Origin of the sequence: Paenibacillus allorhizosphaerae (genome assembly GCF_042659105.1) — a bacterium.
GTDB classification, from domain to species: domain Bacteria; phylum Bacillota; class Bacilli; order Paenibacillales; family NBRC-103111; genus Paenibacillus_G; species Paenibacillus_G allorhizosphaerae.
This window is the reverse complement of the sequence record NZ_JBHSRV010000007.1, coordinates 100,753-126,475: the sequence shown is the minus strand read 5'-3', so window position 1 is coordinate 126,475 and position 25,723 is coordinate 100,753. Positions and strand designations below refer to the sequence as shown.

Annotated in this window: 22 protein-coding genes; 18 read left to right on the top strand and 4 right to left on the bottom strand. The window is 50.9% G+C overall.

The window, feature by feature from the left end; translation table 11 throughout:
• Positions 1–162 precede the first annotated feature (162 nt).
• The 14 genes from ACFQI7_RS23765 (at position 163) to ACFQI7_RS23700 (ending at position 17,314) form a co-directional block, all read left to right on the top strand.
• A complete protein-coding gene (locus ACFQI7_RS23765) occupies positions 163–1,284 on the top strand; it encodes an ABC transporter ATP-binding protein (RefSeq protein ID WP_218100046.1) in 1,122 nt (373 codons plus the stop codon).
• Between the two features lie 29 nt (positions 1,285–1,313).
• Positions 1,314–4,319: an extracellular solute-binding protein gene (locus ACFQI7_RS23760; RefSeq protein ID WP_218100045.1), complete on the top strand. Its 3,006-nt coding sequence runs from the start codon at positions 1,314–1,316 to the stop codon at positions 4,317–4,319.
• Positions 4,309–5,298: a carbohydrate ABC transporter permease gene (locus tag ACFQI7_RS23755; protein WP_218100044.1), complete on the top strand. Its 990-nt coding sequence runs from the start codon at positions 4,309–4,311 to the stop codon at positions 5,296–5,298. The genes ACFQI7_RS23760 and ACFQI7_RS23755 overlap by 11 nt, the downstream gene beginning before the upstream one ends.
• Positions 5,298–6,200, top strand: coding sequence for a carbohydrate ABC transporter permease (locus tag ACFQI7_RS23750; RefSeq protein WP_218100043.1), 903 nt, complete (start codon positions 5,298–5,300; stop codon positions 6,198–6,200). Before ACFQI7_RS23755 ends, ACFQI7_RS23750 begins: the two co-directional genes overlap by 1 nt.
• 17 nt (positions 6,201–6,217) lie before the next feature.
• The gene (locus tag ACFQI7_RS23745; RefSeq protein WP_230415135.1) at positions 6,218–8,362 is read left to right on the top strand and encodes a YIP1 family protein; all 2,145 of its coding nucleotides are present in this window, start codon (positions 6,218–6,220) and stop codon (positions 8,360–8,362) included.
• Entirely contained in the window at positions 8,359–10,713 is a 2,355-nt protein-coding gene (locus tag ACFQI7_RS23740; RefSeq protein WP_218100042.1) for a DUF5696 domain-containing protein, read from the top strand. The genes ACFQI7_RS23745 and ACFQI7_RS23740 overlap by 4 nt, the downstream gene beginning before the upstream one ends.
• The gene (locus ACFQI7_RS23735; protein ID WP_218100041.1) at positions 10,710–11,579 is read left to right on the top strand and encodes a carbohydrate ABC transporter permease; all 870 of its coding nucleotides are present in this window, start codon (positions 10,710–10,712) and stop codon (positions 11,577–11,579) included. Before ACFQI7_RS23740 ends, ACFQI7_RS23735 begins: the two co-directional genes overlap by 4 nt.
• Before the next feature lie 18 nt (positions 11,580–11,597).
• A complete protein-coding gene (locus ACFQI7_RS23730) occupies positions 11,598–12,569 on the top strand; it encodes a carbohydrate ABC transporter permease (RefSeq protein WP_218100040.1) in 972 nt (323 codons plus the stop codon).
• Between the two features lie 20 nt (positions 12,570–12,589).
• Positions 12,590–12,715, top strand: coding sequence for a hypothetical protein (locus tag ACFQI7_RS23725; protein ID WP_268966833.1), 126 nt, complete (start codon positions 12,590–12,592; stop codon positions 12,713–12,715).
• A gap of 79 nt (positions 12,716–12,794) precedes the next feature.
• On the top strand, positions 12,795–13,502 hold the full coding sequence (locus tag ACFQI7_RS23720) for a response regulator transcription factor (RefSeq protein ID WP_218100039.1): 708 nt from the start codon (positions 12,795–12,797) through the stop codon (positions 13,500–13,502).
• 6 nt (positions 13,503–13,508) lie between these two features.
• A complete protein-coding gene (locus tag ACFQI7_RS23715; RefSeq protein ID WP_218100038.1) occupies positions 13,509–14,876 on the top strand; it encodes a sensor histidine kinase in 1,368 nt (455 codons plus the stop codon).
• A gap of 219 nt (positions 14,877–15,095) precedes the next feature.
• Entirely contained in the window at positions 15,096–15,323 is a 228-nt protein-coding gene (locus ACFQI7_RS23710; protein ID WP_218100037.1) for a 3-dehydroquinate dehydratase, read from the top strand.
• Between the two features lie 127 nt (positions 15,324–15,450).
• Positions 15,451–16,224, top strand: a complete 774-nt coding sequence (locus ACFQI7_RS23705; RefSeq protein WP_218100036.1) for a sugar phosphate isomerase/epimerase family protein — start codon at positions 15,451–15,453, stop codon at positions 16,222–16,224.
• Positions 16,225–16,294: 70 nt separating this feature from the next.
• Complete coding sequence (locus ACFQI7_RS23700; RefSeq protein WP_218100035.1) at positions 16,295–17,314, top strand: Gfo/Idh/MocA family protein; 1,020 nt, start codon at positions 16,295–16,297, stop codon at positions 17,312–17,314.
• A gap of 153 nt (positions 17,315–17,467) precedes the next feature.
• On the opposite strand, the gene ACFQI7_RS23695 is transcribed toward ACFQI7_RS23700, so the two are convergent.
• On the bottom strand, positions 17,468–17,959 hold the full coding sequence (locus tag ACFQI7_RS23695) for a CcdC family protein (protein ID WP_218100034.1): 492 nt from the start codon (positions 17,957–17,959) through the stop codon (positions 17,468–17,470).
• Positions 17,960–18,093: 134 nt separating this feature from the next.
• Between ACFQI7_RS23695 and ACFQI7_RS23690 the strand changes: the two genes are divergently transcribed.
• Both ACFQI7_RS23690 and ACFQI7_RS23685 read left to right on the top strand, forming a co-directional pair.
• Complete coding sequence (locus tag ACFQI7_RS23690; protein WP_218100033.1) at positions 18,094–18,258, top strand: hypothetical protein; 165 nt, start codon at positions 18,094–18,096, stop codon at positions 18,256–18,258.
• 134 nt (positions 18,259–18,392) lie between these two features.
• Entirely contained in the window at positions 18,393–19,841 is a 1,449-nt protein-coding gene (locus ACFQI7_RS23685; protein WP_218100032.1) for a PAS domain-containing sensor histidine kinase, read from the top strand.
• On the opposite strand, the gene ACFQI7_RS23680 is transcribed toward ACFQI7_RS23685, so the two are convergent.
• From ACFQI7_RS23680 to ACFQI7_RS23670, 3 genes are all read right to left on the bottom strand, one after another.
• Positions 19,838–20,626 (bottom strand): nucleotidyltransferase domain-containing protein, encoded by a 789-nt coding sequence (locus ACFQI7_RS23680; RefSeq protein ID WP_230415133.1) that lies wholly within the window; start codon positions 20,624–20,626, stop codon positions 19,838–19,840. The two genes, ACFQI7_RS23685 and ACFQI7_RS23680, sit on opposite strands and share 4 nt — an antisense overlap.
• 140 nt (positions 20,627–20,766) lie before the next feature.
• Positions 20,767–21,492, bottom strand: a complete 726-nt coding sequence (locus ACFQI7_RS23675) for a class I SAM-dependent methyltransferase (RefSeq protein WP_218100031.1) — start codon at positions 21,490–21,492, stop codon at positions 20,767–20,769.
• A 132-nt stretch (positions 21,493–21,624) separates the two neighbouring features.
• Positions 21,625–22,392: a polysaccharide deacetylase family protein gene (locus ACFQI7_RS23670; protein ID WP_377517701.1), complete on the bottom strand. Its 768-nt coding sequence runs from the start codon at positions 22,390–22,392 to the stop codon at positions 21,625–21,627.
• A 172-nt stretch (positions 22,393–22,564) separates the two neighbouring features.
• On the opposite strand from ACFQI7_RS23670, the gene ACFQI7_RS23665 reads away from it, so the two are divergent.
• Together ACFQI7_RS23665 and ACFQI7_RS23660 are read left to right on the top strand one after the other, a co-directional pair.
• Complete coding sequence (locus tag ACFQI7_RS23665; protein ID WP_218100029.1) at positions 22,565–23,695, top strand: hypothetical protein; 1,131 nt, start codon at positions 22,565–22,567, stop codon at positions 23,693–23,695.
• A 460-nt stretch (positions 23,696–24,155) separates the two neighbouring features.
• Entirely contained in the window at positions 24,156–25,718 is a 1,563-nt protein-coding gene (locus ACFQI7_RS23660) for a spore germination protein (RefSeq protein WP_218100185.1), read from the top strand.
• Positions 25,719–25,723 lie beyond the last annotated feature (5 nt).

Below are 25,723 nucleotides of genomic sequence, written 5' to 3'. Positions count from 1 at the left end.
GCTAACCTTTACAAAAATTAACACAAAAAAAACAAAATAAAAATGAACGATTCCCTCAATAAACATGGACTATATTGCTGAAAAGAAAACTTCACACTATCTTCACACTAAATGAGCTAATATATAGAAAAGATAGTGTAAATTGCGCGTGGAGGCGATTACATGGCCAAGATTTTGATCAATCACTTATACAAGCGATACGGGAAAGATAAGCACCCGGTCGTGAAGGATTTCCACCTGGAAATTCAGGACAAGGAGTTTCTTGTTTTCGTTGGACCGTCCGGCTGCGGTAAATCCACCACACTTCGGATGATTGCAGGACTTGAAGATATTTCCGAAGGTGAAATTTACATCGGCGATACGCTGGTGAACGATTTGCCGCCGAAAGATCGCGACATTGCTATGGTGTTCCAGAACTACGCACTTTATCCGAACATGAGCGTATATGAAAACATCGCTTTCGGTCTTCGCTTGCGGAAGCTGCCGAAGCACGAAATTGACCTTGCCGTTAAAAAAGCGGCCCGCGTACTCGAGATCGAGCAGTACCTCGACCGGAAGCCGAGACAACTCTCCGGCGGTCAGCGCCAGCGCGTAGCGCTCGGAAGAGCGATTGTCCGTAACCCGCAAGTGTTCCTCATGGACGAACCGTTGTCCAACCTCGATGCCAAGCTGCGCGTGCAAATGCGTACGGAGATTATCAAGCTCCACAAAACGCTCGGCGTTACGATGATCTATGTAACGCACGATCAGATTGAAGCCATGACCATGGGCGACCGGATCGTCGTCATGAAGGACGGAATCATCCAGCAGGTTGATACGCCGGAGACGATCTACACGACGCCAAGCAATACGTTCGTTGCGAGCTTTATCGGATCGCCGCCAATGAACTTCATCGACGGCCGCATCCTGGAAAACGTACCGGGCAAGCTGGAGTTCCATACACAGCGCTTCGCGATTGAAATTCCGGAAGGAAAGAAACATGCGCTGATTAAGAACAAACAGGTGAACAAGACGGTAACTCTGGGAATTCGGCCGGAGAACGTAAGCCTAGAAGAAATCGTATTTGAAGCGTTCCCGAACGCCGTCGTGCCAGGAACTTATAAATTGGACGAATTGATGGGTGCGGACCGGTTCCTGCATCTCGATATCGGCCAGGACCGCATGCTCGTGGCCCGCGTTAATCCTCGCTACCGCTTTGAAGAAGATGACAAGGTGAAAGTAGCGATCGACATGTCCAAAGCGCTGTTCTTCAATTATGAAACCGGCGAACGTTTTATAGATTAACTCCATTGATTAGGAAAGGAGTGACACGATTGTCTTCCGTTCAATCCTCGAAACACCCATGGAAACGCTTACTAGTATTAACGTTGGCTGGAGCTCTCGGTCTTACCGGACTGGTGCCGCCGGGTCAGCCTTCGGCGTCGGCGGCCGAAACGGATGCGAAAGCGCCTGCCGCGCCTGCGGCTTCAGCGACGGCAGTCAAGACGCCGAATGCGAGCGCCGTGCAATTATCCGATACGGAACCTTATTATGCGGACACGCTCAAGGGCTGGATCGACAAAGGTGCCAAGCCGGCAACTTCGACGATCGAAATCAAAGGTTCCGCTCCGTCGGCCAAATCGGAAAACCAGAACATCACGGTTGGCAACTACGAAGGGAAAAGCAACGTCCTCGTATGGAACGGAGGCGGTTCAGGCGAAGGCTTCGTCGAGTACCGTTTTGACGTTCCTTCCGACGGTTTATATGAAATGCAAATTTCTTACCGTCCGGTAACAGGAAAAGGACTTCGCCGCCCGATCGTATGGGATATGTCGGTCGACGGCAAACGCCCGTTCCGGGAAACGTCCTCCATTACGTTGTATCGTCAATGGAAAGACGCCCGTCCGATCAAGGTGGATGACGAGGGTGATCAAATCCGGCCGAGATCGGACGAAATTACGACATGGATGACAACACCGATTTTCGATTCCGGCGGCGCCTATGCGGATCCGCTGCAATGGTTTTTCTCTAAAGGCACGCATACGATCAGATTGCAAGGCTATGAGCCGGTAGCCATCGAGTCAATCAAACTGGCTCCGCCGCAAAAGCTGCAGCCGTACGCCGATGTCGCAAAAGCATATCCGCAATCGAAGCCGGCAGCCGCGGAAGTGATTACAATTCAAGCGGAAGAACCGTCGATTAAGAACGATTCTGCGATCCAGATGGCATCGGACACGGATCAACGCACCGTTCCGCTGGCCAAAGGAAAGATCACGTTCAACAGCATCGGCGGCAAGAAATGGTATAACCAGACGCAGGAGCTTACATGGACGATTGATGTTCCGGAATCGGGCAAATACAAAATTGCTACCCGGACGCTTCAAAATACGATTTCGCAAAAGTCTTCCTTCCGAACGATCCGGATTGACGGGAAAGTACCGTTCCAGGAATTTTTAACGTATCGCTTCCCGTATTCGACCGGTTGGGAAGGTTTGGCGCTTCAGGACGACGCAGGCAAGCCGTACGAGTTTTACTTGGAAAAAGGGAAACATACGCTCTCCATGTCCGTCACGCATGCGCCGTTTAAGCCGATCATTCGAGGCATCGAACAAGTTGCCGACTTGCTTCAAGAAGTCTCCTGGGATTTGAAGTCGTTGACCGGTAATGTGGATGACAAGAACAGAACATACCGCATTGCTCAAGATTTGCCCGATCTGCCGAAGCGTATGGAGGTTATCGAGAAGCAATTAGATGATCTTGCTAAGCTTACTGCAGAAGTCAACGGCCGTGTGGATAACATCAGCCAAGGCTTCGAATCCTCGGCACAAGATATCGCCAAAATGTTGAAGAAGATTGACGATATCCCGTATAAGGCAGACCAAATTTCCTCCATGCAGGAGAAAGTCAGCAAATTTACGGATACTCTCATTCAGCAGCCGTTGCAGTTCGACGAAATTTATATCGCGCCGGTAGAGAAGAGCTTTCCGAAGATGGAAGCTTCCATCTTCTCCAAGATGAAAGGCATGGTTGTCAACTTCTTCTATACGTTCCGCTCGAAAAACCGGTTGAGTGATATCGACGATAGCGTGCTGAACGTATGGGTACTCCGTGGACGCGACTATGTTACGCAGCTCCAGGAGTTGACGGACGAATTGTTTACGGCGGAAACCGGGATCAAAGTAAAAGTGAACCTGCTTCCGACTTCTCAACTTCTCGTATTGTCGAACGCCGCCGGTATTCAGCCGGACGTCGCGCTCGGATTGTCGCAAGACTTGCCGATCGATTACGCGATTCGGAACAGTATTGTCGATATATCGCAGTTCCCGGACTTCCAGGAAATCTACAAGCGCTACAGCCCGGGATCGTGGCTGCCGTTCTATTATAATAAAGGGTATTATGCAATGCCGGAGACGCAATCGTTCCAGGTGTTGTTCTACCGCAAGGATATCTTGAGCAAATTAGGCATTCCGCTTCCGCAAACATGGGAAGATGTATACGACATTTTACCTACGCTTCAGCAAAATTATATGAACTTCTACGCTAACCCGAAGGAATTCATGATGTTCTTCTACCAGAACCATGCGGAGTTTTTCACGAAAGACGGAGCAAAGACGGCGATGGATACGCCGGAAGGCTTCAAAGCGTTCCGGCAATGGGCCGACATGTTCAACATTTACGCGATTGACCGCGAGGTAGCGGACTTCTATCAGCATTTCCGTAAAGGCGACATGCCGATCGGTGTTGCTGACTACAACATGTACATCAAGCTCTCCGCTGCGGCGCCGGAGCTGAACGGGCGTTGGGGAATCGCAGCGCTTCCGGGTTCGAAACAGCCGGACGGCACGATCGAACGATGGGCCGGAGGCGGACAGTCGACAGGCGTAATTTTCAAAAAATCGAAAAGACAGCAAGAAGCATGGGAGTACTTGAAATGGTGGAACTCCGCCGATGTACAGGAACGTTACGGTTCCGACCTTGAGGCGTTCAACGGGATCGCATTCCGCTGGAACACATCGAATCTGGAGGCATTCACCAAGCTGCCTTGGAAGCGGGAAGACGCTAACGTCATTCTGAATCAATGGCAGTGGTACAAAGATATGCCGAACTTGCCGGGCGGTTACTTTGTAACCCGTGAAATCAATAATGCATGGAACCGTACGGTAGTCGATGGAATGAACTACCGAAACTCACTGGAGCTCGCCGTCATGGAAATCAACCGGGAGCTCAGGCGTAAACAGCAGGAATTCGGTTTTGTCGATGCCGAGGGCAATATTTTGAAATCGATGGAACTGCCGATCGTAACCAAACCTTGGGAAGGAGTGAAGGCATATGTTAAGTAATCAGGCGAACGCTACTGCGGGGACGGTTCGGCAGCGAACCGCTCCCGTCAAACCGACGCTGACGGATAAGTTCAAACGCCTCCTTTCCGAGATATGGTCTTATCGGTTGTCGTACTTATTCATTGCACCGTTCATGCTCTGTTTTCTCGCATTTATTTTAATCCCGGTCATCGCGGCGATCGGCTTAAGTTTCACGTACTTCAATGCAATTGAACCGCCGCGTTTCATCGGTTGGACGAACTTTGCGAATTTGATCTCGCAGGACTTGACGTTCTTGAAATATGCCCTTCCGAACACGTTTAAGTTTGCTCTCATCGTAGGACCGGGCGGATATATTGCTGCGTTCGTGCTGGCATGGCTTATTTCCCAGCTGCCAAGCACAGCGACCAGATGGTTCGCGCTGGCCATGTATACACCTTCGCTTACCGCAGGGGTTGCAATGTCCGTAGTATGGCTGCCCCTTCTTACCGGTGACCGGATCGGATACTTGAACAGTATTCTTCTTGAACTGGGCATAATTGATCAACCTATGTTATGGGTGACCGACAAAGCGTATTTGATGAACTCGATGATCGTCGTTACACTATGGTCCAGTATGGGCGTAGGCTTTCTAGCGATGCTGGCGGGAATATTGAACGTGAATCAGGAGCTGTACGAAGCTGCCCGAATCGACGGGATGAGCAGCCGCCTACAAGAGATTTGGTACATTACGATTCCGTCTATGAAGCCGCAAATGTTGTTCGGCGCGGTTATGGCAATCGTAGGCACCTTTAAGCAAGGGGCGATCGGGGTGGAATTGTCGGGGGTGAACCCGACGCCGCAGTATTCGGGACACTTGATTATCAACCATATCGACGACTATGGATTCATTCGGTTTGAGATGGGCTATGCTGCCGCAATCTCGGTTTCCCTTCTGCTCATCATGTACTTTTCCAACAAATTAAGCTGGGGCTTGTTCGGCCCGAAGGAGGGCGAATAATGCAACGCGCATTAGCAAATTGGAAACGGCTAATTCCTTTTGGGAAAAGATCGAGGCTGAACTCGATGGACGGCTTTCAGAAAGTGCTCGTCTTCTTTCTCTTTGTACTCGCCGTCTTTATGCTGCTCCCGCTTGTGTTTATTTTTAACCATGCGCTCAAGCCTTATCAGGAGCTGTTCGTATATCCGCCGAACTTTTTTGTAAGAGAACCTTCGTTCCAAAACTTTACGGAGCTGTTCCTGGTAGCGTCGTCCTCGACAATACCGGTAACACGATATTTGTTCAACAGCTTGATCATTTCCGGTGGCGCTGTAGTTTGCGTGACGATCGTCAGTGCCCTTTGTGCTTATCCGATATCGAAGCATAAGTTTCCCGGACATCAGATTGTCTTCGGGACGATCCTGCTGACGCTCATGTTCGCGCCGGAGACGGTGCAAATTCCGCGGTATCTCGTGGTCAGCAATCTGGGAATTATGAACACATATTTCGGACATATATTGCCGATTGTGGCGATGCCGGTAGGCGTGTTTCTATTGAAGCAGTTTATCGATCAGCTCCCGAACGAGCTGCTGGAAGCTGCAAGGATCGACGGAGCTGGCGAATTTTTCATTTTCCTGCGGATCGTCATTCCGGTCGTTATGCCGGCGGTCGCTACGGTTGCGATTCTGACGTTCCAAGGTTCATGGGGCAACACGGAAACCTCGACGCTGTTCATGCAGGACGATGAGATGAAGAACTTCCCGTTCTTCCTGTCGACCTTAACGAACAACCTGGCTAACAGCGTAGCCCGTCAAGGGGCCGCCGCCGCAGCTGCGCTCGTCATGTTCGTGCCGAACCTGCTGATTTTCTTGTTCTTCCAGGGTAAAGTCATCGCTACGATGGCGCATTCCGGTATCAAATAAGGAAGGGGGAATACCATTTGCTAACTCAATTTCGGCGTAAGCCCCTCCTCCTTATGTTGGCGGTCATCGTTTTGGCCGTTTCCTTGTGGCCGGCGGGTGCAATGGCTTACGTACCTTACGATACGAACTACAGAGATAGCTATAAACGGCTTGTATGGACACAATCCGCATACAACCCGGTAGAAGTGATGGGCAGGGAAATTTACATTCCGGATCCGAAAGATCCGAGCAAGCAGGTATTTTCCCCGCTTGTTCAGCCGAAGGATTTGTTTATCGATGAGAAAGACAATATTTACATTGCGGATTCCGGCAATAACCGGATCGTTCATCTGGACCCGAATGGCAATTTAGTTCGCATTCTGGACGTGAAGGAAAGTCCGATGAAAAAGCCGGAAGGTCTTTTCATCGACGGCAAAGGCGACATTTATGTTGCGGATACGGGCAATAAGCGGGTGATTCGCCTCGATTCCAACGGCAAGCTGCTGAAGGAATACAAACGGCCCGATTCCAAGTTTTTGCCGGAAGCGTTCAAATACGATCCGATCAAGCTGGTCGTAGATAAACGGGGCTTCTTGTACATCGCAACACTCGGTGGTTACCAAGGGCTTTTGCAATTGGACCCGGAAGGGAACTTCCAAAGCTTCTTCGGAGCCAACAAAACCGAATTTTCCGTAATGGATGCGTTCAAGCGCATAGTATATACACGGGAAATGTACCTGCGTGAAATCAGTAAGCTGCCAGGTTCCGTTGCGAGCGTGACGACCGATAAAGGCGGACTTATCTACACGGCGACGAAAGAGATCGCGACCGGACAGATCAAGAAGCTGAACATCGCAGGGAAAGACTTGCTGTCGGCCAAAGACGAGTACACGGACAAAGTAACCACCAGGGCGTTCGGCGAAGTCCGTTTTCCGCCGAGCGATAAAAACCAAAAGCCGCAGCTCAGCGATTTGACCGTTGACAGCGACGGCAACATTACGGCAATCGACTCGACGCTGAAATACGTCAACCAATACGACGCCAGCGGCAACCTGCTGTTCTACTGGGGCGGCGACGTATCCGCATCGGCGACTAAGCTCGGCGTCGTAAAAACGCCGTCGGCGATTGCCAACAACTCCAAGAACGAGCTGTTCATTCTCGACGAAGAGAACAACGCCGTTCAAAGGTTCCGGCTGTCGGAGTTCGGAGCGCTCGTTCACCAAGCGAACCAGTTGACGCAAGAAGGCCGGTACGAGGACAGCGAGAAATATTGGCAGGAAGTGCTTCGCTTGAACGCCTACTATACTCCTGCGGTACTTGGTTTAGCCAAGGCGGCGTACAAAAAAGGAGAGTTCGAGAAGGCGCAAGCGCTATTTAAAGAAGCCGGCTTCGTACAAGGCTACTCCGATGCGTTCTGGCAAATCCGATTGATATGGTTCCAGAAACATTTCGGCCTGCTCATGAACGTCGTCATTTTCGGCTTCCTTCTCATCTTTCTGTTCAATAGGTTCACGCGTAAAGCGGCCTGGAGAAAAAAATGGCGCAACCGCGAACGTTCCAAGAACAGACTTGTTATTCAATTGAAGCACGTATTTTATATTTTGAAGCATCCGATCGACGGCTTCTCGGCGATCCGATACGAGAATAAAGGCAGCATGGCGAGCAGTATGATTTTATTGCTGGCGGGCATGATCGCATTCGGCATCATGCGCGTTGCGACCGACTTTACGTTTAACCCGAACGTCGTGCTTGAGATCAGCTTGATCACGGTGTTTACGCAGTTTGCGGTCGTTTGGGTCGGCTGGGTTGTCGCCAACTATTTGATCAGTACGATTTATCGCGGCGAAGGTCGTTTCCGCGACGTCATTTACGGTACTTCCTATGCGGTCTTCCCGTTTGTGATCGTCGGCCTGCCGCTGACGCTGCTCTCCAGCGTCATGACGCTGAGCGAAGGCGCAATCTACAATTTCCTTGAGAATGCATTGTATGGCTGGGTGTTCCTGCTGGTGTTCTGGAAAGTTCAGTCGATGCAAAACTATGGCGTCGGAGAAACGGCTGTAAACATTGTCCTTTCAATGGTAACGATGACGATTTTGGGCGTTCTCATTTTCATTACGTTCGGTCTCAGCAATGAGCTGTGGGACTTCTTCTATTCCGTGTACCAGGAGGTGACGATCCGATGAGACGCATAAGCAAAAAATTGAAGCTGAGCGCCCTGGCGGTTGTCGTCGGTACGACGCTGGTCACGTTCCAGAGCGGTCCGCTGCTAAACGCCGCCGAGAATGCGCCGGCTGCTAATGCGCCGGCTGCTAATGCACCGGCTGCGAATGCACCGGCTGCGAATGCGCCTGCTGCCGACCAGCAGGGCCAAGCGCCTGCGCAGAACGCTCCGGCTCAGCCGGCCGCTCCAACGGCGGCTCAGCAGGCAGCAGCGAAAAATGAAATGCCTGATGAGAGCAAGTTTCAGGTCATGGCGGAAAATGCGAATTTCAAGCTCTGGGTAGACAGCACAACGGCTCACTTCAAAATGGAAGACAAGCGAAGCGGGCAAGTACTGAGGTCTTTCCCGGATCCGGAGCAATGGCCGAAAGAAACGATCACAGGCACATGGAGAAACAATCTTCGTTCGCCGATCATGCTTGAGTATATCGATATGGCGAACTACAAGTCGCAGCCGAAAATCGTCAGCTGGCTTGAAGACAAAGGGACGCTGGAAGGTTTTCAAAAAACGGCCGACGGCTTCAAAGTCACTTTCAATTTTGCCGGGACCCAGTTTAAAATTCCGGTGGAAGTGAAGTTGACTACCGACTATGTAGAAACGAAAATCATCGACAAAGATATTAAAGAAGGCAAGCTGAGCCTGCTCAACTTGAAGCTGTACCCACTCTTCGGAGCGCAGCCTTCTTTGGGCCAAGACGGATATATGGTATTGCCGGACGGTTCCGGCGCGCTGATTCATTTCAAGCCGAACCGAACCAACGATAAATCCGTGTACCGTGAAAACATGTACGGAAACGACTTCTCCTTCTTTGTCGAAAGAACCAATAGGCAAAAGGTGACCATGCCGGTATTCGGTATGAAATCCGGCAGCCAGGCATTCGTGTCTGTCATCACGGCCGGCGAAGAATATTCGAAGCTGTTCGCTTCGCCTGCGGGCGCATTCGGTACGTATAACTGGGTAACACCGGAATGGCAGTACCGGATCAAGTTTTTCCAGAACACAAGCCAGAAAGGCAGTGCAGGTTTTTACACGTACAGCAAGCAGATGTATATGACGGAGCAGCGTGCCGTTCGATACTATATGCTCGAACCTTCAAAAGCCGATTACGTGGGAATGGCTACTAAGTACAGAGAGTACTTGATGAAAGAAAAAGGACTCAAGCCGCTGAAGCCGGAAAGCGCGAAAGTGCCGTTCTTCCTTGACATCATGGGGGCTGACATTAAAGAGGGCCTGCTCTGGGATAAGTACTTGAAAGGAACAACCACATCGGAAGCGATGGAAATGGTGAAACGGCTGTACGGTCTCGGAATCGAGAACATGGCGATCCAATACTCCGGATGGCAGAACGGCGGTTACAGCACTTACGGCGGGTTGTTCCCGGTCGATAAGCGGCTCGGCGGCAATGAGGGGATGAAGCAGTTTATCGATTATGCTCATTCGCTCAAAATCCCGGTACTGTTGAACGCCAACTACTCGTACAACAATACGAACGGCGACGGCTTCAGCCCGAGATATGACGGATCGCGGAACTTGGCAGGCCGACTGCTGCAAGAAGAAAACTTTAACAACCGAGCTAAGATCACGCTGGTAAGCCCAAGATTTAGCGCCAAAACGCTTACCAAAGATTTGGAAAAATATAAGCAGCTTGGCGCAGACGGCCTGTTCTTTGAAGATGGTACGGGTCGCTTCCTGAACAGCGACTTTAACGACCGTTACAAAACAAATCGGACGGAGTCCGTGGGCGTGCAGCAAGAGATGCTGAAGGAAGCCAAAGAGGCACTCGGCAACGTCAGCGTCGATAGACCGAACTTCTACGGTATTTCCAATATTACGCATCTTCACCGGCTGCCGCAGGATTATTCATATGACCTGTTCGTAGATGAAGCCATTCCGTTCGCTCAGATTGCGTTACATGGATTAGCGACTTACACATCCAACTGGTCGAACTTGAGAGACCAGTATCAGAGCGAGTTTTTACGGTCCATCGAATATGGAGCATACCCGTCATTCATATTCACCAGTGCCAAATCGGGAGACATGAAAGGCGCTTACTCGATCTGGTACTACAGCATGAACTACCGCGATTGGGAAGCCAAAGCGGTGGAAGAATATCAGCGCTTTAACCAAGCTTTGGGCGATGTACAGGACAAAGCCATTGTCGGCCATCGCGCTCTCGCTCCAAACGTGATGGAGACGGAGTATGAAGGCGGCAAGAAGGTCATTGTCAATTACAATGCGCAGCAATATACAAACGGCAGTCTGAGAGTTCCGGCACAGGACTTCATCGTGGTAACGGGAGGGAAAACGTCATGAACCGTAAATTTAGACTCAGCTCCGTTGCCCTCCGCAAGATGGAAGGCTCGCTGTTTATCGCACCTTGGGTAATCGGCTTCCTTTCCTTCATTGCATTTCCATTAGGCTATTCGCTTTATATGAGCTTTCAACGGGTAAAAATCACGGCTAGCGGGATCGAATATACGCCGGTCGGGGTACAGTATTACCGGGAAATTTTGCTGGCGGACGGCGGGTTGTTATATAACGACCTGCTGCCGTTCCTCCGGCAGTCGCTGCTGATGATTCCGGTCATTATCGTATTCTCGATGATGGTAGCGATTTTGCTAAACCAGAAGTTCGTAGGCCGGGATTTTTTCCGGGTTATTTTCTTCCTTCCTGTCATTTTCTCGACAGGCCAAATCCTTACTGAGTTCATTGCGCAAGGGGAAGGAACACTCGCGTTTACGACGGAATTTGAAGTCGGCAGGTTTATATCAACGTATTTGCCTGCGACATGGGCGAACCCGATTAACAAGATTGTAAGCTCATTCGTAATCGTGCTTTGGTCTTCCGGGGTGCAGATTCTGATCTTCCTGGCCGGCCGCCAGACGATCTCCGCTTCGGTTTACGAGGCGGCACGGATTGACGGAGCCGCTCCCTGGGAGACGTTCTGGAAAATTACGTTGCCAGGCCTGGCGCCGTTTATTTTCCTGAACCTGATCTATACGGTTGTCGATTTGTTCACTTTCCCGCAAAATCCAATCATCTCGAAAGTAAACACGACAAACTACGGATTGTCGAGCGCGCTGGCATGGATCTACTTCGTCATTGTACTTATTTTCTTAAGTATCGCCATCTTCGTTTTCAGTAAGGTGGCTAAAGCAACAAGCGGACAACAACGGTAGAAAGGAGGCAATAAGCATATGGAGCGTATTACGGAAATTATCAAATCGCGCAGGTTCGGCGGGAATACGAATCCCCGCAACCTGCTGCTGCTGACACGCAACGTATTAATCGGGAAAGAAGCGAATCAAGGGTTCGTTTTCCGGTTGTTCATGTACCTGATTTTGATCGATGTCGCATTCATTTATGTTAAGCCGATCATTTACATGGTTGCGACGATGATCAAGGATGCAGGCAACCTGCTCGATCCGGCGGTCATTTGGGTACCGCGGTCCGTCTACTTCGGACATTTGAGCGAAGCGTTTCGATTGCTCAAATATCCGACGGCCGTCTCGATCAGCGCGACGGTATCGCTGTCCGTTGCCGTACTGCAGGTCATCACATGCGCTATCGCAGGCTACGCGTTTGCAAGACTTGATTTTCCACTCAAAAAGTTTTGGTTCGTATGCCTGATCTTCACGTTCGTTATGCCGCCGCAGGTTACGATTTTGCCGTCGATCCTGCTGTTCAAGGAACTCGGATGGATTAATACGTATTATCCGATGATTATCCCGGCATTATTCGGACACGGTCTCAAAGGAGCCTTGTTCGTCATCATCTTCCGTCAGTTCTTCTCTACCCTTCCGAAGGAATTGGAGGAGGCGGCCAAGATCGACGGTGCGAGCGTCTTCCGCGTATTCTTCCGGGTTATGCTGCCGATCTCTTCATCGGCGATCATCGTCGTATTCCTTTTCTCCTTCGTTTGGAACTGGAATGACTTCTATTACCCGTCGATGTACATGTTCGGATCGAAGGAAGTACCGTTGTCGATCAGCTTATCTAGGCTTGCCGCGGCGATGTCATCGGAAGCCGAGCAAGCCGGACCGAGTATTTTTGCGGAGCCGATCAAAATGGCGGCATCGTTCCTTATCATCATGCCGGTTCTAGCCGTATATGCCTTTACGCAGCGATGGTTTGTCGAAGGTGTTGAGCGTACTGGTCTTGTAGAATAGTGTCGAAGTAGTTCGAATCGATGGATGTCCAAAAAACCGGCCAACGTGCCGGTTTTTTGCTGTCGATGCGCGCGCACGCCGCCAGTTGGAGCATTTTCGTCGTAATTGAGAAGGAACGGATGTCGCATGAAGTCCCGATTCCCTAATAAATCTTCTTGAGCAACCTGGGCGGACAAGGTATCATAGAATCAAAAGCATTGCAGGCACAACGGGAGGTGAGAACGAATGCAGATCTTATTGGTGGAAGACGAGCCGAAAATTCGCGAAGTATTAATTGCGTATTTGCGCAACGAAGGCTGGGACGTCGATTTTACGCCGAACGGCTTGGAAGCGGTTGATATGTTCTCCAACCGTAATTATGATCTCGTCATTCTCGATCTGATGTTGGAAGGGATGCCGGGAGAAGAAGTATGTCGAACGATTCGGCAAACTTCGACAGTGCCGATTGTCATGTTGACATCCAAATCGCGGGAGAGCGATACGATCGAGGGGCTGAAGCTCGGGGCTGACGATTATATTTTCAAGCCGTTCCGAGTGAAGGAAGTCATTGCACGTATCCATGCGCTGCTTCGAAGAGTAAAGACGTTCGTGCCGGAAAAGCAGAAGTCGTCCGTATTGACGTTCGACAAAGGAAGGCTCGTGCTTGATATGGAGGCGAAAACGCTGCTTGTCCGTGGACTCCTTGCCAATCTGACATCGACGGAATTTAAATTGTTGACGGTATTCGTCGAAAAACCAGGGAAAATATTCAGTCGCCTGGATTTGTCTCATCAAGTGCTCGGTTACCGGTTCCATGGCGATAGCCGGTCGATTGATACGCATGTGAAAAATCTCCGCAAAAAAATCGAGGAAGATACGAAAGAGCCGAAGTACATTTTGACCATGGTCGGAGAAGGCTACAAATTTATCGCGGAAGCGGACAAGAAGGAATAGACGGTCATGATGTCAAAGTTGCGCAGAACGAATGTCATTTTATTTATAACGCTGCAAGGCTGTTTCCTTATTATTTTGAGTATTATTGCTTACGGCTATAACTACAATTGGGAAAACGTCTTTACGCGGTATCAAGAGGAACAAATCAAAGTAAACGCTTTCAAAATGATGGATGATATTCGCAACGAAGATTTAACCGTCGGTCCCTATACGAATGAGCAGAAATCTTGGCTGACGCGCAGAGCGACCTTGTACGGGGTTATGATTCGTTACGGAGCGGATAGGCAAGACATTTGGTTTGATATGTTCAACCGGATTCAAAATTTGAAAGAAGTTGAGATTCAGGAATACCCGGTCGTCGCCAAAGGGCAAAACCGCGGGCTGCTTCAAGTGGCATCGTATAAGCAGATGAATAAGCTCGATCCGAGCTTTCTCGCTTACCAGAAAATGATGCATGAGCGGGCTGCGCTGCTATTTGCAATCGCGGCGCTTCTGTCCATTGTAGTCAGCATTACGGTATCGCGCATGCTCTCCGTTCATATGCAGAGGCTTCGGGAAACCGCTGGCAAAATTCATGCCGGGGATCGCGAAGTTCGTGCACCGCTTAAAGGGCCGGAGGAAGTGCGGCAGCTAGCGCTCACGCTGAATGAGCTGTCGACGGAGCTGAAGAAACAGGAAGACTGGCGTCATCATCTGATGGAAGATTTGACGCACGAGCTGCGCACGCCGCTGACTTCGATGCTGTCGCAGCTTGAAGCGATGATCGACGGCATATATGAAGTCGATGTGGAATGGCTGCAGCAAATATACGAGGAGCTGATCCGTCTCACGCGGCTGATGACCGATATGGAGCGGCTTTCCGAAGCGGAAGCAGCCCGATTCACGGTCAGCGTCAAGCGGGTGAACATGGTGAAACTGGCTGAACAAGTATGCCGCAATTTCCAACCGATGGCACGGAACAAAGGAATTCGTCTTCGTTTCAACAACCCGAACGTACCGTGTTACGCTGAAGTGGATCGCGACAAGATGGTGCAGGTCGTGTCGAATGTTGTCTCCAATGCGGTAAAATATACGAATGAAGGCTCGATTACGGTTGGCGTCGGCTGGCAGCCTGAAGCAACGATTATTTATTGTCAGGACACGGGAATCGGTATCGGTCCGCAAGACTTGCCGTACGTGTTCAACCGGTTGTACCGTGTGGATAAATCCCGTTCCCGGTTTAGCGGTGGCGTAGGTCTTGGTCTCAGCATCGCCAAAGCGCTTGTCGAAGCCCATGACGGCAATATCGAAGTGGAGAGCGAGCTGGGAACCGGATCGATCTTTCGCATCACCATTCCCAACGCGTACAAATCGATGACGAACAAACTGGCATAAGCAACGAACTAATTTTGCAGGAGCGTTGAACTCTAGCTTGCACATGCAATCAGGCGGCTCCGCTTAAAATCAAAAAAAAGATCTGTTCCGACGACGGAGCAGATCTTTTTTTTTGAAAGTTGTTGACAAATTGTAATAATATTTTAAGCTTATATTAATAATCGTAATTTATTCTATTAATAAAACGTAGATTCATATGATAGAGGGAAGGTGTTTAGGATGAAGGCTTTTGTAACGATCCAAAATAAACAAATCCCCGTGTTCGCCGACAACTTGAATAAAAAGACCTTAAAGCTGCTGAGGTCGGCTTTGGACAAAAAGGTGGAAACCGGCAGAAATGCGCTTAAGAAATGTTTGCATTCCTTAATCAGTATCGAAGTGGTAGGATGCGAAGCGATCCTTCACTCGCTAAACGAAAAAGATTCGCTTGCACTGTCTCTCTATTAAGAGAGACTTTTTTTATAGCATCAAAAAATAATAGCAAGATAGTTCATATGCCGATGATATCGATTATGTTCATTTCGGCCTCCTTGCTGTTACTATGGAGACATTAACGACATTGGAGGTACATACCGTGAGAAGAATGGGGATCGGCTTGCAGTTGTATACGCTGCGCAGTGAAACGGCCGCCGACTTTGCAGGAACGCTGCGGAAAGTGGCGGAACTCGGGTACGAAGGCGTCGAATTTGCAGGTTATGGCGGTATGCCGGCGGAAGAACTCGGCGCACTGTTGAAACAATTAAATTTGAAGGCGATCGGCGCTCATGTCGGCCTGAAAAATTTGCGTGACAATTTGCAAGGGGAAATCGATTATTTGCGCGCCATCGGCGGTACCTATTTGATCTGCCCTTCCATCCCGAAAGAAGAGCGTGAGGACGCGGAATCGTGGAAGCGGTTGTTTGCGTTTTTTGAACAAGCGGGAGCCGAGGCAAGAAAGCAGGGGCTCGTTTTCGCTTATCACAACCATGCTTTTGAATTCGAGCGAAACGTTGGCGATCAGTTCGCGTTTGACGCGCTGTATTCCCACACGGCGCCGACTTCGGTTCAAGTGGAAATGGACGTATGCTGGGTACAGTTTGCCGGGCAAGATCCGCTTCAATATATCGCTCGCTACAACGGGCGTCTGCCGCTGCTTCACTTGAAAGACTTCAGTAAAGATGACGAAGGCAAAATGAAAACGCTCGAGCTCGGTCAAGGCGTCGTACAGCTGCCTGAAGTGATCGAAGCCGCCTCCAATGCGGGGGTCGAGTGGCTCATCGTTGAGCAGGATCATTGCCAGAACCCGCCGCTGCAAAGCGTTGCTAACAGCTACGGCTGGGTAAAGAATAATTATTTGGACCGCCTATAGATCGAAACAGCAAAGCGAACGAGAAACCATCAGTCTACACGGACACTATATTTAAAGGAGCTAATCATCGATGAGTAAAATCAAAGTAGCCGTGATCGGCTGCGGCGCGATTGCGCAGCGCCGTCATATTCCGGAATATGAAGCAAACCCGCATGTCGAGCTGGTCGCATTTTGCGATCCTGTGATCGAACGAGCGGAGAAATATGCCGAGAAGCACGGTGCACTCGCTTTTGCCGATTACCGTGAATTGTTGAAGCAAGTGAAAGCGGACGCCGTGAGCGTGTGTACGCCGAATGCGCTGCATGCACCTGTTGCCATCGCCGCAGCGAATGCCGGGGCGCATGTGCTGGTCGAGAAACCGATGGCGGCGACGGCGGAAGAAGGCCGCGCGATGATCGAAGCGGCGAAGCAAAACGGCGTCTACCTCATGGTCGGCCACAACCAGCGGCTCATGCCGCCTCATGCGAAGGCAAAGGAAATTTTGGATAGCGGCAGACTGGGCAAAGTCATTTCATTCCGCACGTCATTCGGTCATCCGGGACCGGAACGCTGGAGCGTGGATGGAAAAGACAGCTGGTTTTTCCGTAAAGGCGAAGCGATCATGGGCGCGATGGGCGACCTTGGGGTTCACAAGTCCGATCTGATTCGTTATTTATTGAGCGACGAAGTTGCGGATGTTGCCGGTTTCGTAAATACGCTGCATAAAGAAGGCACGGACGTCGACGACAACGCTACCTGCGTGCTGCGGATGAAAAGCGGCGCCATCGGTACGCTGGTCGCAAGCTGGACGTACTATAAAGGCGAAGACAACAGCACCGTGCTCTGGTGCGAGAATGGCGTCATGAAGGTCGGAACGCATCCGGACGATCAAGTGATCGTCGAACTGCGCAACGGAACGGTGGAGCGCTACAAAGTCGGAGCGATCGCGACCAACGAGAAGCAAACGTCAAGCGGCGTCATCGACACGTTCGTGAGCAGCATCGTTACCCAAACGCCTCCGAGCATTTCGGGTGAAGAAGGGCTTCGTTCCCTGCAAGTGATTTTGGCTGCCTTCGAATCCCAGGCGACCGGTAAAGTCATTTCATTGTAATTATTCCAGTTATAGCAGAAAAGCAGCCTCCCTAGTGAACTGCATCTCCCATGTTAGTTGTGTCTAACAATGGGGGTGCAGATCAACGGGGAGGCTGCTTTACGTTTAGTCGGTTAAAACGGAAGAGAGGCCGCTTTCTTAGATCAAGCTTTGTTACGATGCAGCGTGGTCGGCCATGAGGTGGCGGTAACGAATCAGCATCGAGGCACGCCATGGCAGAAGCATTCCAAAGGCAAGCAGGAAAAACAGCGCACCTGTTTGCGGAATGGAAACGAATTGCTCGATATAGCTATGAAGAGCGATCCGCAGAGCAAGCAGGCCGAGCAGTACGAACGCGAAAGCCTTCGACCGTTTCATATAGACGGCTCCGGCCTTTAGCTCAAGCTGCGAGCTGCGGATCAGAGGATAGGACAAGCAAATAAGTCCGGCGCCGAGCGCAAGAACCGCCCACAACAGTGGAATGCGGCAGGCCGGAGCAACAAACATAAGGAAACCGGTGCTCATTCCAAGCGGAGGCATAATGATCTTGGCAGGAGTCAACGGCCGGTTGCTGGCCCGGGTGCGGACGAAAACCGCAAGCAGCGCCATCATCGCCATACCGATACTGGATACCGTCTGCAGATGAAGCGTTCCGAAATGGACCATAACAGATCCCTCCTGAAGTAATATAATAGTAGTATACCACACGTGATGCGCCTATTTCACAGGCGAACCGTTCCCAAGCGAAGTGTTTGGCTCATCCGCGGGTGTACGAAATGATTCGATCGGAGGGTTGCAAATTGGAAGACCAGGAAGATAAACGTACGGTGACGGATTTATTTGTAGAAGATTACGAGGAGTTTCTGGAAGAAGAAGAACGCTGGCAGCCGAACGCGTTGGAACATCTTCGGAGGAAGAAAATAAGATATCCCAAACGACGGTCAAAAGAAGGGACTGACCGGTAAACGGAACAGCTGGCATAAATGGAAAGCCTAGGGATTTTTTGTCGAACGAGCAGGAAAATGATGACAGTTCATCGAATATGAGTTAGGTAGAAGTGGCATCAAACGAACCTGCTTGACGGGGTATGGAGGAAACTATGGCAATCCAACACCAACTCGCAGCGCATCCCTTGTTTTATCGGATGTTCCAACGCGTACCGATTGGTATGGCGATTTTATCCGAGACGGGAACTTGGCTGCTGACGAATCCCGTACTGCAACAATGGCTAGGTTGCACGGGCGAGGAATTGCATAATCGAACCCTATTCGAATATACCCATCCTGAAGAGACGGAACCGTTGTATATGCTCCTGCTCCAGCTTCGAATGAACCCGGCATCCGATATAAGCCGCGAGCCGCTCTTGATCAATTACCGGTATATTCACAAGAACGGTCACGAAGAACTGTTTCGAATTAACGCTGTGAAGGAGACGCTCGGTCCCGATAGTGGAAATGTGCTGGTTTTCACATTCGACAAGCGAAAGCAGGCGGAGTCCGCGTTCGCCAAAAGCGAGGAACAGTACCGAGAGCTGATTGAGGAGTTGCCCGTTGCTTTCCTGATTCAGCAGGAGTGCCGCTGGGTGTATGCCAACGAGGCGGCGGTCAGGCTGCTCGATGCGTCGGACAAGAGCCAAATTCTTGGCATGGATGTGTTCAGCTTTATACATTCGGATTTTCATGATTTGCTGCATGAGCGGATGAGGCTGATTCGGAGCGGCGAGTCCGTTCCGCCGTTAAAACAGAAATTTATTACGATAACCGGGCAGCTGGTCGACGTTGAAGTGTCGGCTTGTCCGTTCCAATATGAGGAACAATTTGCGATATTTATTATTTTGAGAGATATCAGCGAATCCCAAAAAGCGCAGGAGCTTCTGCAAGCTTCCGAGAAGCTGAGCTTGGTCGGACAGCTTGCAGCCGCTTTCGCGCATGAGATCAGAAATCCGCTAACGGCCGTGAAAGGTTTTATATCGCTGATCCAGTCTTCCGGCGGGACCAAACCGCATTATTATGACATCGTCACCTCGGAAATTACGCGGATGGAGCAAATATTGAACGAAATGCTGCTGCTCGCCAAGCCCCAATCGGCCCGTCTCCTTCCATGCGATATTCGGGTGCTGCTCGCGCACGTGACGACGTTGATTGAAATGCAAGCGGTCATCAACAGGGTCGAATTTGCAACCGAATACGAAAACGGCATCCCGAATCTCGAATGTGACGAGAACCAAATGAAGCAGGTGTTCATTAATTTATTGAAAAATGCAGTGGAAGCGATGCCGGGCGGAGGCCGCGTCCGAATCGAAGTATGCAATAAAGGCATTGAGCATATCGTTGTCCGTATCATCGACGAAGGCTGCGGCATTCCGATAGACAAGCTGCCGCGAATCGGGCAGCCATTTTTTACGACAAAAGAAAAAGGAACGGGGCTCGGGATGATGGTCAGCTTCAGAATAATTGAAAATCACCGCGGTACGGTCCATATTGCCAGTGAGGAAGGGAAAGGAACGACCGTGGAAATTACGCTTCCGGTGTCGGCGCAGCCCGCTTAATCCTGCAGCGGTGCGTCCAAATCGACGAGTTGAAGGAACACGTCTGCGCTTTCGTCCCAGTCGGAAGTCTCATCCTCATTCCACAGGCCTTCGCTGTAGCCTTCCGCCAATATGCCACCGTACGGTTCAAGCAGACGATAGGCGAATGCAAGCAGCGGCTGCTTTGCATCGCTGCGGTAATAAACTTCGAGAGCTTCCGCCAGCTGTGTGCTGCCGTCTGCGTCATACCGCTGAAGACAGCGCCACAGCCATTTGCCGTCCCCGATCCATTGTCCGCCGGTTCGCAGCATAAATTCCGCGAGCTGAGCCGATAATTTGCGGACGATAAAAAGACTTTCCGTCCGATCGGGGCAGCCTTCCCAATCCTGCAGCGACTCTCCCAGCTCATATCTGGCTTTGTCAAGCTCCTGTGTCGTCCACGCCGGAGGGCCCGCCTGCAGCTCGTGCTGCGCTTCCTCCACGATGTCGCGGATCGTTGATTCACCGCGAATAATGGTTCCCGCTGCACACATCCGCTGCAAGGAAGGTATCGCGATATCGATTCCTTGATCGAAGAAATAACGGTATGACGATCGGGTAAGGACGAATGCTTCTATCGTCCATCCGTACGCAGCGAACGTTTTGCGGTAAGGCCCGGGACCCGTCTCGTCGAAAATAACGAGGTCGAGATCGGAATGTTCCGTAGCGCCGCCTTGCACTACACTTCCTGCAAGAATGGCCGCTTCACAGTCCGGAAAAAACGAAGCGATGAACTGCGCTGCGGCTTCGACCGCCGCTGTCTTCATAGATGGCTCACTTCCGCTCTGGCATATTGCGATCTGATGATAAAAGAAAGAACCTTCAAAACTTGCCCGCGACAAATCCTTTCTTCATCATGTTAAGCATATGCAACAGCCCATTAATCGGTGTACGCATCGGGTCAAGACTAGGACTTTGTGGCGATAAGCAGAGCGTATCCCATACGAAGCCGATTTTTATGAATCAGCTCGTCATGCTCCAGCGACGTTTTCCATATGGCAGGGTCCATAAACACCCCTCCGTCAATGACCTGCAGCATATCGGGAGTTTGTTCCGTTTCCGCGGCCAAATGCTCTTGAAACATCGCCCGTTTCCTTGCCACAGCTTCGGCAAATCCGGCAGCCGCAAGCGCCTCCAGCCAGCCCTCCTCGGACAGCAGTCGATCGAAGCCGAAGAAGCGTACAACCTCCTTATAATCGTTTTGCGCCATAGCGCTCATGATCATCACTTCACGGTCGAATAATGTGCCCCCGGGTGTCAATACGCGGAAATACTCGCTTAAAGCCATCGGAATATTGGCAAAGTTGGTAACGGATTCGGCGAGTACGATATCGAACGAACGGTCGGGAAACGGCAGATCGTCGATGCTGCCCTGAACGAAAGTCACGTTCAATTTTTCCGCCGAGGCACGCTGCCTTGCTTTGGCCAGCATTTCTTCGCGGATGTCTAGCCCGGTCACAGCGTATCCGTTTTTCGCCAAATAACAGGCGGTTCGTCCAGTTCCGCATCCTACTTCCAAAATACGGCTGCCTGTGGGCAGGGGAAATTCGCTAAGCTGCTGCAGCGTAGCGGTAAACCCGCCCGGATGCGCACTTCCGACCCCTAGGCGCGTAAGCATATCCAAATAACTCATATGCATCCCCTTCCTTCTGCGTATGGTCTATTTTATGAGAAGAAAGGAGATGGGTTATGGTTAAATGTCCATGCTTTTTTATTTTTTATCAGTAATTATGGAAAACTCGTCTCTCTACATACCCTCCGGGGTTTATTGATCGTTTTTTGCTTCGGGGTTGCGCACCGGTTTTAACTTGCTGTAGGTCAGCAGCTCCGATACGGTAACGAAGCGAAATCCTCTTTTTTGCAGCTCGGGCAGTATCATTTCCATCGCCTGAACCGTTTGACTTTTGCCTTCGACATAGTCATGGAATAAAACGATGTCGCCGTTGCGCGGATTACGCAGCACCCGATCCACGATTTTTTGTACGCCCGGCGTGGCCCAATCTTTTGTATCTTGATGCCAGGACCACATGACGACGGTATAGCCGTTTCCTTTGGCCGTCTCCACAAGCTTATCGCTGTAAAACCCGCCGGGCGGGCGGAACAGGTGGCAATGCTTGCCGCCGGCCGCGTAAATGACGTCTTCGGCGCGTTCCAAATCTTTTGCGAACTTGTTGACGGACAAGTTTCGGCCGAAATAAGCATGGCTGTATGTATGATTCGCCAGCTCATGGCCTTCCGCAATCTCGCGCCGAACAAGCTCCGGAAATCGTTCCACTTTATTTCCGACGACAAAGAAGGTGGCCTTCGCATTGTATTGTTTTAATAAATCCAATATAAGCGCCGTGTCCTTCTCATGGGGGCCATCATCAAAGGTAAGGGCAATCACTTTCTCGTTGGTAGGCACTTCCCATACGACTTCGCCTCGGCTTTCGTAATAGTCTCTGCCTTTCTTGGGCCCGGCGATCACGGGACTGCACAGGAGCAGCGAGCTAGCGCACAATATGGCCGCGCATCGGACAATCAGCTTTTGCAACAAAACAACCTCCCTACATGATCTAATCCTAATCCGTATATACGATGTAGGATGGCTTATTAAACCTGTAATATTCCGAGCGAAGTGACACCTTTTTCCTGTTATGACCTGCACGGCGGAATGAAATGCTAATGAAGGTGCAATCTCATGCGAATGAGGAGCGAAAACTTCGATGAAAAAATGGATGGTCATTCCATTGCTGCTATGGTTCGGCGTAAGTTGGCACGGCTCTGCTGCTGCGGCCAAGCCGAAGAAAGAAATCATGACGGAAATCGTTTTAGTCGTTAAAGCATCGGACGAGGCCGAGCTGCATACCGAGCTGCGGCTGCAATCCACAGAACTGCAGCGCCGTTGGAATAAAAATAAACCGGTCCCGGCCGAGGTGGCCCATTCGGTTATTGCCGATACGAGGGTCATTGTTCGGACGGAACAAACGGAAACGGTGTATGAGATCGATCACAACTTTGATCTGTACGATCGGCAGCAGAAACAGATGCAATATTTGCCTGATTCGGCGAAACAAAAGCTGGCGCTCTATGTGCGCACGGCAAGGCAAGCCCACTATGGAAAGCTGACCCCATGGAAAGAAGCGGAGCGGATCATTTCGAGAAAATCGGTTTGCCGCGTAACCGATTTGGAAACCGGGCTGTCCTTCAACGTACAGCGCCGGGCAGGAAGTCACCACGCGGATATGCAGCCGCTCACCAAAGCGGATACGGCGATAATGAAGAAGGTATATCAGGGCAATTGGAGCTGGCGACGGCGTGCGGTGCTCGTTGCAAAAGACGGACAAGTGCTGGCTGGATCCATGCACGGCATGCCTCATGGTGGAGACGGCATTCCGGACAATGATTTCTCGGGGCATTTCTGCATCCATTTTCTTGATAGTACGACGCATGGCTCCAATCAGGTTGATCCGGATCATCAATGGATGATTTATAAAGCGGCTGGACGATTGGATGAGAAATTCGCGAAAGCTTCTCCTTATGAAGTGATCGACGGCTTTCTCATCGCTTTGAACCAGCAGGACCGGGAACTGCTTCGCCGCGGCTTTGCCGATAAGCGTAGTCCGCAGCTTGCTTTTTACTTGGAAGGATTGACCCGGATGAAGGCGGTCAAAAAAACAAAACCGTTTGAACCGAAAGAACCGGGTCAAGCGGTAAGCCTGGAAATTCCGGTTCCCGTAACCATTTGGTTTAACGGCCAAAAGCCGGAGCATCAGGTGTTTGTATTCACCATGAAACGATCCGACCTGGATGCAGCTTGGAAAATTGACTCGGTTCACCCCATTTCGGGCAAATAAGGGCAGGCGCTTACTTAATAGCGCCTGTCCCTTTCAACTTCACGGCTACATTTGCGCGAAACTCAAGCTCCGGATAGAGCGCTTCCCATTCCCCCTATGCTTTTCTTCTTGTCGTGTATCGCACCATAGCGCCAACAGAATCCGGTCGGATCGACTTAGAGCCGCTGAAGTTTGCTCAAAAGCCGGACGATCGCGAGACGGTCTGCTCCGCCTTCCTCCAGCCGAAATTGTACAAAAGCGTCTTCGATTCTTTGTCAATCCCCGTCATTCCAACGGTATAGCTGGCGACGCCAGTTTCTCGAATCGCCAGCTCGGAACAGGATATTATTCCTTTCGTTTGCAGAACATAATGAAAGCGGAAGGGTTGGAATCATTTGCATCGGGATGTAACCGGGCGGATGGAAAGGAAGGCGAGGGTGCATTGTTCCGATTTTTATTTCAGCAAGCGCGGCGCAAACGGATGCTCGGTCAAGGACGGAATCCTCTTGGATCAGACCGGCAGCAGTTCGCATCCTCACACGATCAAAGCGGAACTGCGATCTCCTCATCCGTTGCTATCAATACCACTTATATTCAGCAGCTCCTTGGATCGCCAAGCGATCTGCTGATTAGAGAGTTTGGCGCAGGCCCCCGGAACCATCGGCTTGTGCTGGTTTCCATTGACGGCTTGGCTGATAAAAACGTGCTGAACGACGATGTACTCGGCATGGTCCAGTCCGGAGATTGGCTGCAGCAAACAAGCTTGTCTGAAGATGGCGAAGCGGTGCTGAATGCACTGCATCATCATGTGTTGTCCGTTAACGGGATTGACCGCGTATCGACGATGGATGATGCGCTGCTGGGTGTTTTATCGGGAAATTCGGCGCTGTTTGTGGAAGGTTCGATCCACGCGCTCGTGCTTAGCAGCCAGGGATGGAAAAGCCGCGGAGTGGAAGAGCCGCAGACGGAGGCGCTCATTCGGGGACCGCGGGATGGCTTTTCCGAAGACCTGCGGGTCAATACGACGTTGATCCGCCGCCGTTTGCGCGATCCGAATTTGCGCATGGACAGTATGCGGATCGGGCGCAGAAGCAAAAAAGATGTGGTAATCGCCTATGTTCAAGGCGTCGTTCATCCGGGATTGGTAGAAGAAGTCAAGCGGCGTATCGTAACGATTGACGTTGACGATCCTGAAGGCTCGGGCTTTATCGAGCAGTGGATTGCGGACAGCTTTCTCAGTCCGTTTCCGCAAATCCAGAACACCGAGCGGCCGGACAAAACGACCGCCGCTTTAACCCAAGGCAAAGTGGCTATTATCGTTGACGGAACGCCTTTTACCTTAATATTGCCGATAACGATCGGGTCGTTGGTACAGTCGCCGGAAGATTATTATACGGACTGGATCATTTCCACCTTAATGCGCATGTTGCGATTTACTGCCGCATTTCTGGCGACCTTCTTGCCGGCGCTTTATATCGCGCTCGTCGAGTACCATCAGGGGATGATCCCTTCGAAGCTCGCGTTCTCCATTGCCGGCTCACGTGAAGGTGTACCGTTCCCAGCGGTCATCGAGGCGGTTTTGATGGAAGTGACGCTGGAGGTGCTGCGCGAGGCCGGGGTGCGCCTGCCTAGGCCGATCGGGCAAACGATCGGTATCGTAGGCGGACTTGTTATCGGAGAAGCGGCCGTTGCCGCCGGTATCGTCAGCCCGATCATGGTCATCGTCGTGTCGATTACGGCGATCTCTTCCTTTGCGCTTCCGTCGTACACGTTTGCCATTACGCTGCGCATCATCCGCTTCGGCATTATGATGGCGGCTGCCGTATTCGGGTTATACGGCATTGTTCTCGCTTATGTCATGATCAACATTCATATCGTCAATTTGAAGAGCTTCGGCATTCCGTTTTCCACGCCGTTTGCGCCGTTCTTCCGCAACGATTGGAAAGATCTGGTGGTGCGCGCTCCGGTTACGATGCTGACCCGACGTCCGCAAATGATGCAGACGTCGGATGAAGTACGCATGGATAAGGATGAAGGGAAGTGAGCCTT

Bases quoted from the DNA above. Each gene is read 5' to 3' on its own strand.
- ACFQI7_RS23765 (WP_218100046.1), top strand. From the start codon at position 163: ATGGCCAAGATTTTGATCAATCACTTATACAAGCGATACGGGAAAGAT.
- ACFQI7_RS23755 (WP_218100044.1), top strand. From the start codon at position 4,309: ATGTTAAGTAATCAGGCGAACGCTACTGCGGGGACGGTTCGGCAGCGA.
- ACFQI7_RS23750 (WP_218100043.1), top strand. From the start codon at position 5,298: ATGCAACGCGCATTAGCAAATTGGAAACGGCTAATTCCTTTTGGGAAA.
- ACFQI7_RS23740 (WP_218100042.1), top strand. From the start codon at position 8,359: ATGAGACGCATAAGCAAAAAATTGAAGCTGAGCGCCCTGGCGGTTGTC.
- ACFQI7_RS23735 (WP_218100041.1), top strand. From the start codon at position 10,710: ATGAACCGTAAATTTAGACTCAGCTCCGTTGCCCTCCGCAAGATGGAA.
- ACFQI7_RS23730 (WP_218100040.1), top strand. From the start codon at position 11,598: ATGGAGCGTATTACGGAAATTATCAAATCGCGCAGGTTCGGCGGGAAT.
- ACFQI7_RS23725 (WP_268966833.1), top strand. From the start codon at position 12,590: ATGGATGTCCAAAAAACCGGCCAACGTGCCGGTTTTTTGCTGTCGATG.
- ACFQI7_RS23720 (WP_218100039.1), top strand. From the start codon at position 12,795: ATGCAGATCTTATTGGTGGAAGACGAGCCGAAAATTCGCGAAGTATTA.
- ACFQI7_RS23715 (WP_218100038.1), top strand. From the start codon at position 13,509: ATGATGTCAAAGTTGCGCAGAACGAATGTCATTTTATTTATAACGCTG.
- ACFQI7_RS23710 (WP_218100037.1), top strand. From the start codon at position 15,096: ATGAAGGCTTTTGTAACGATCCAAAATAAACAAATCCCCGTGTTCGCC.
- ACFQI7_RS23700 (WP_218100035.1), top strand. From the start codon at position 16,295: ATGAGTAAAATCAAAGTAGCCGTGATCGGCTGCGGCGCGATTGCGCAG.
- ACFQI7_RS23695 (WP_218100034.1), bottom strand. From the start codon at position 17,959: ATGGTCCATTTCGGAACGCTTCATCTGCAGACGGTATCCAGTATCGGT.
- ACFQI7_RS23685 (WP_218100032.1), top strand. From the start codon at position 18,393: ATGGCAATCCAACACCAACTCGCAGCGCATCCCTTGTTTTATCGGATG.
- ACFQI7_RS23680 (WP_230415133.1), bottom strand. From the start codon at position 20,626: ATGAAGACAGCGGCGGTCGAAGCCGCAGCGCAGTTCATCGCTTCGTTT.
- ACFQI7_RS23675 (WP_218100031.1), bottom strand. From the start codon at position 21,492: ATGAGTTATTTGGATATGCTTACGCGCCTAGGGGTCGGAAGTGCGCAT.
- ACFQI7_RS23665 (WP_218100029.1), top strand. From the start codon at position 22,565: ATGAAAAAATGGATGGTCATTCCATTGCTGCTATGGTTCGGCGTAAGT.
- ACFQI7_RS23660 (WP_218100185.1), top strand. From the start codon at position 24,156: ATGCTCGGTCAAGGACGGAATCCTCTTGGATCAGACCGGCAGCAGTTC.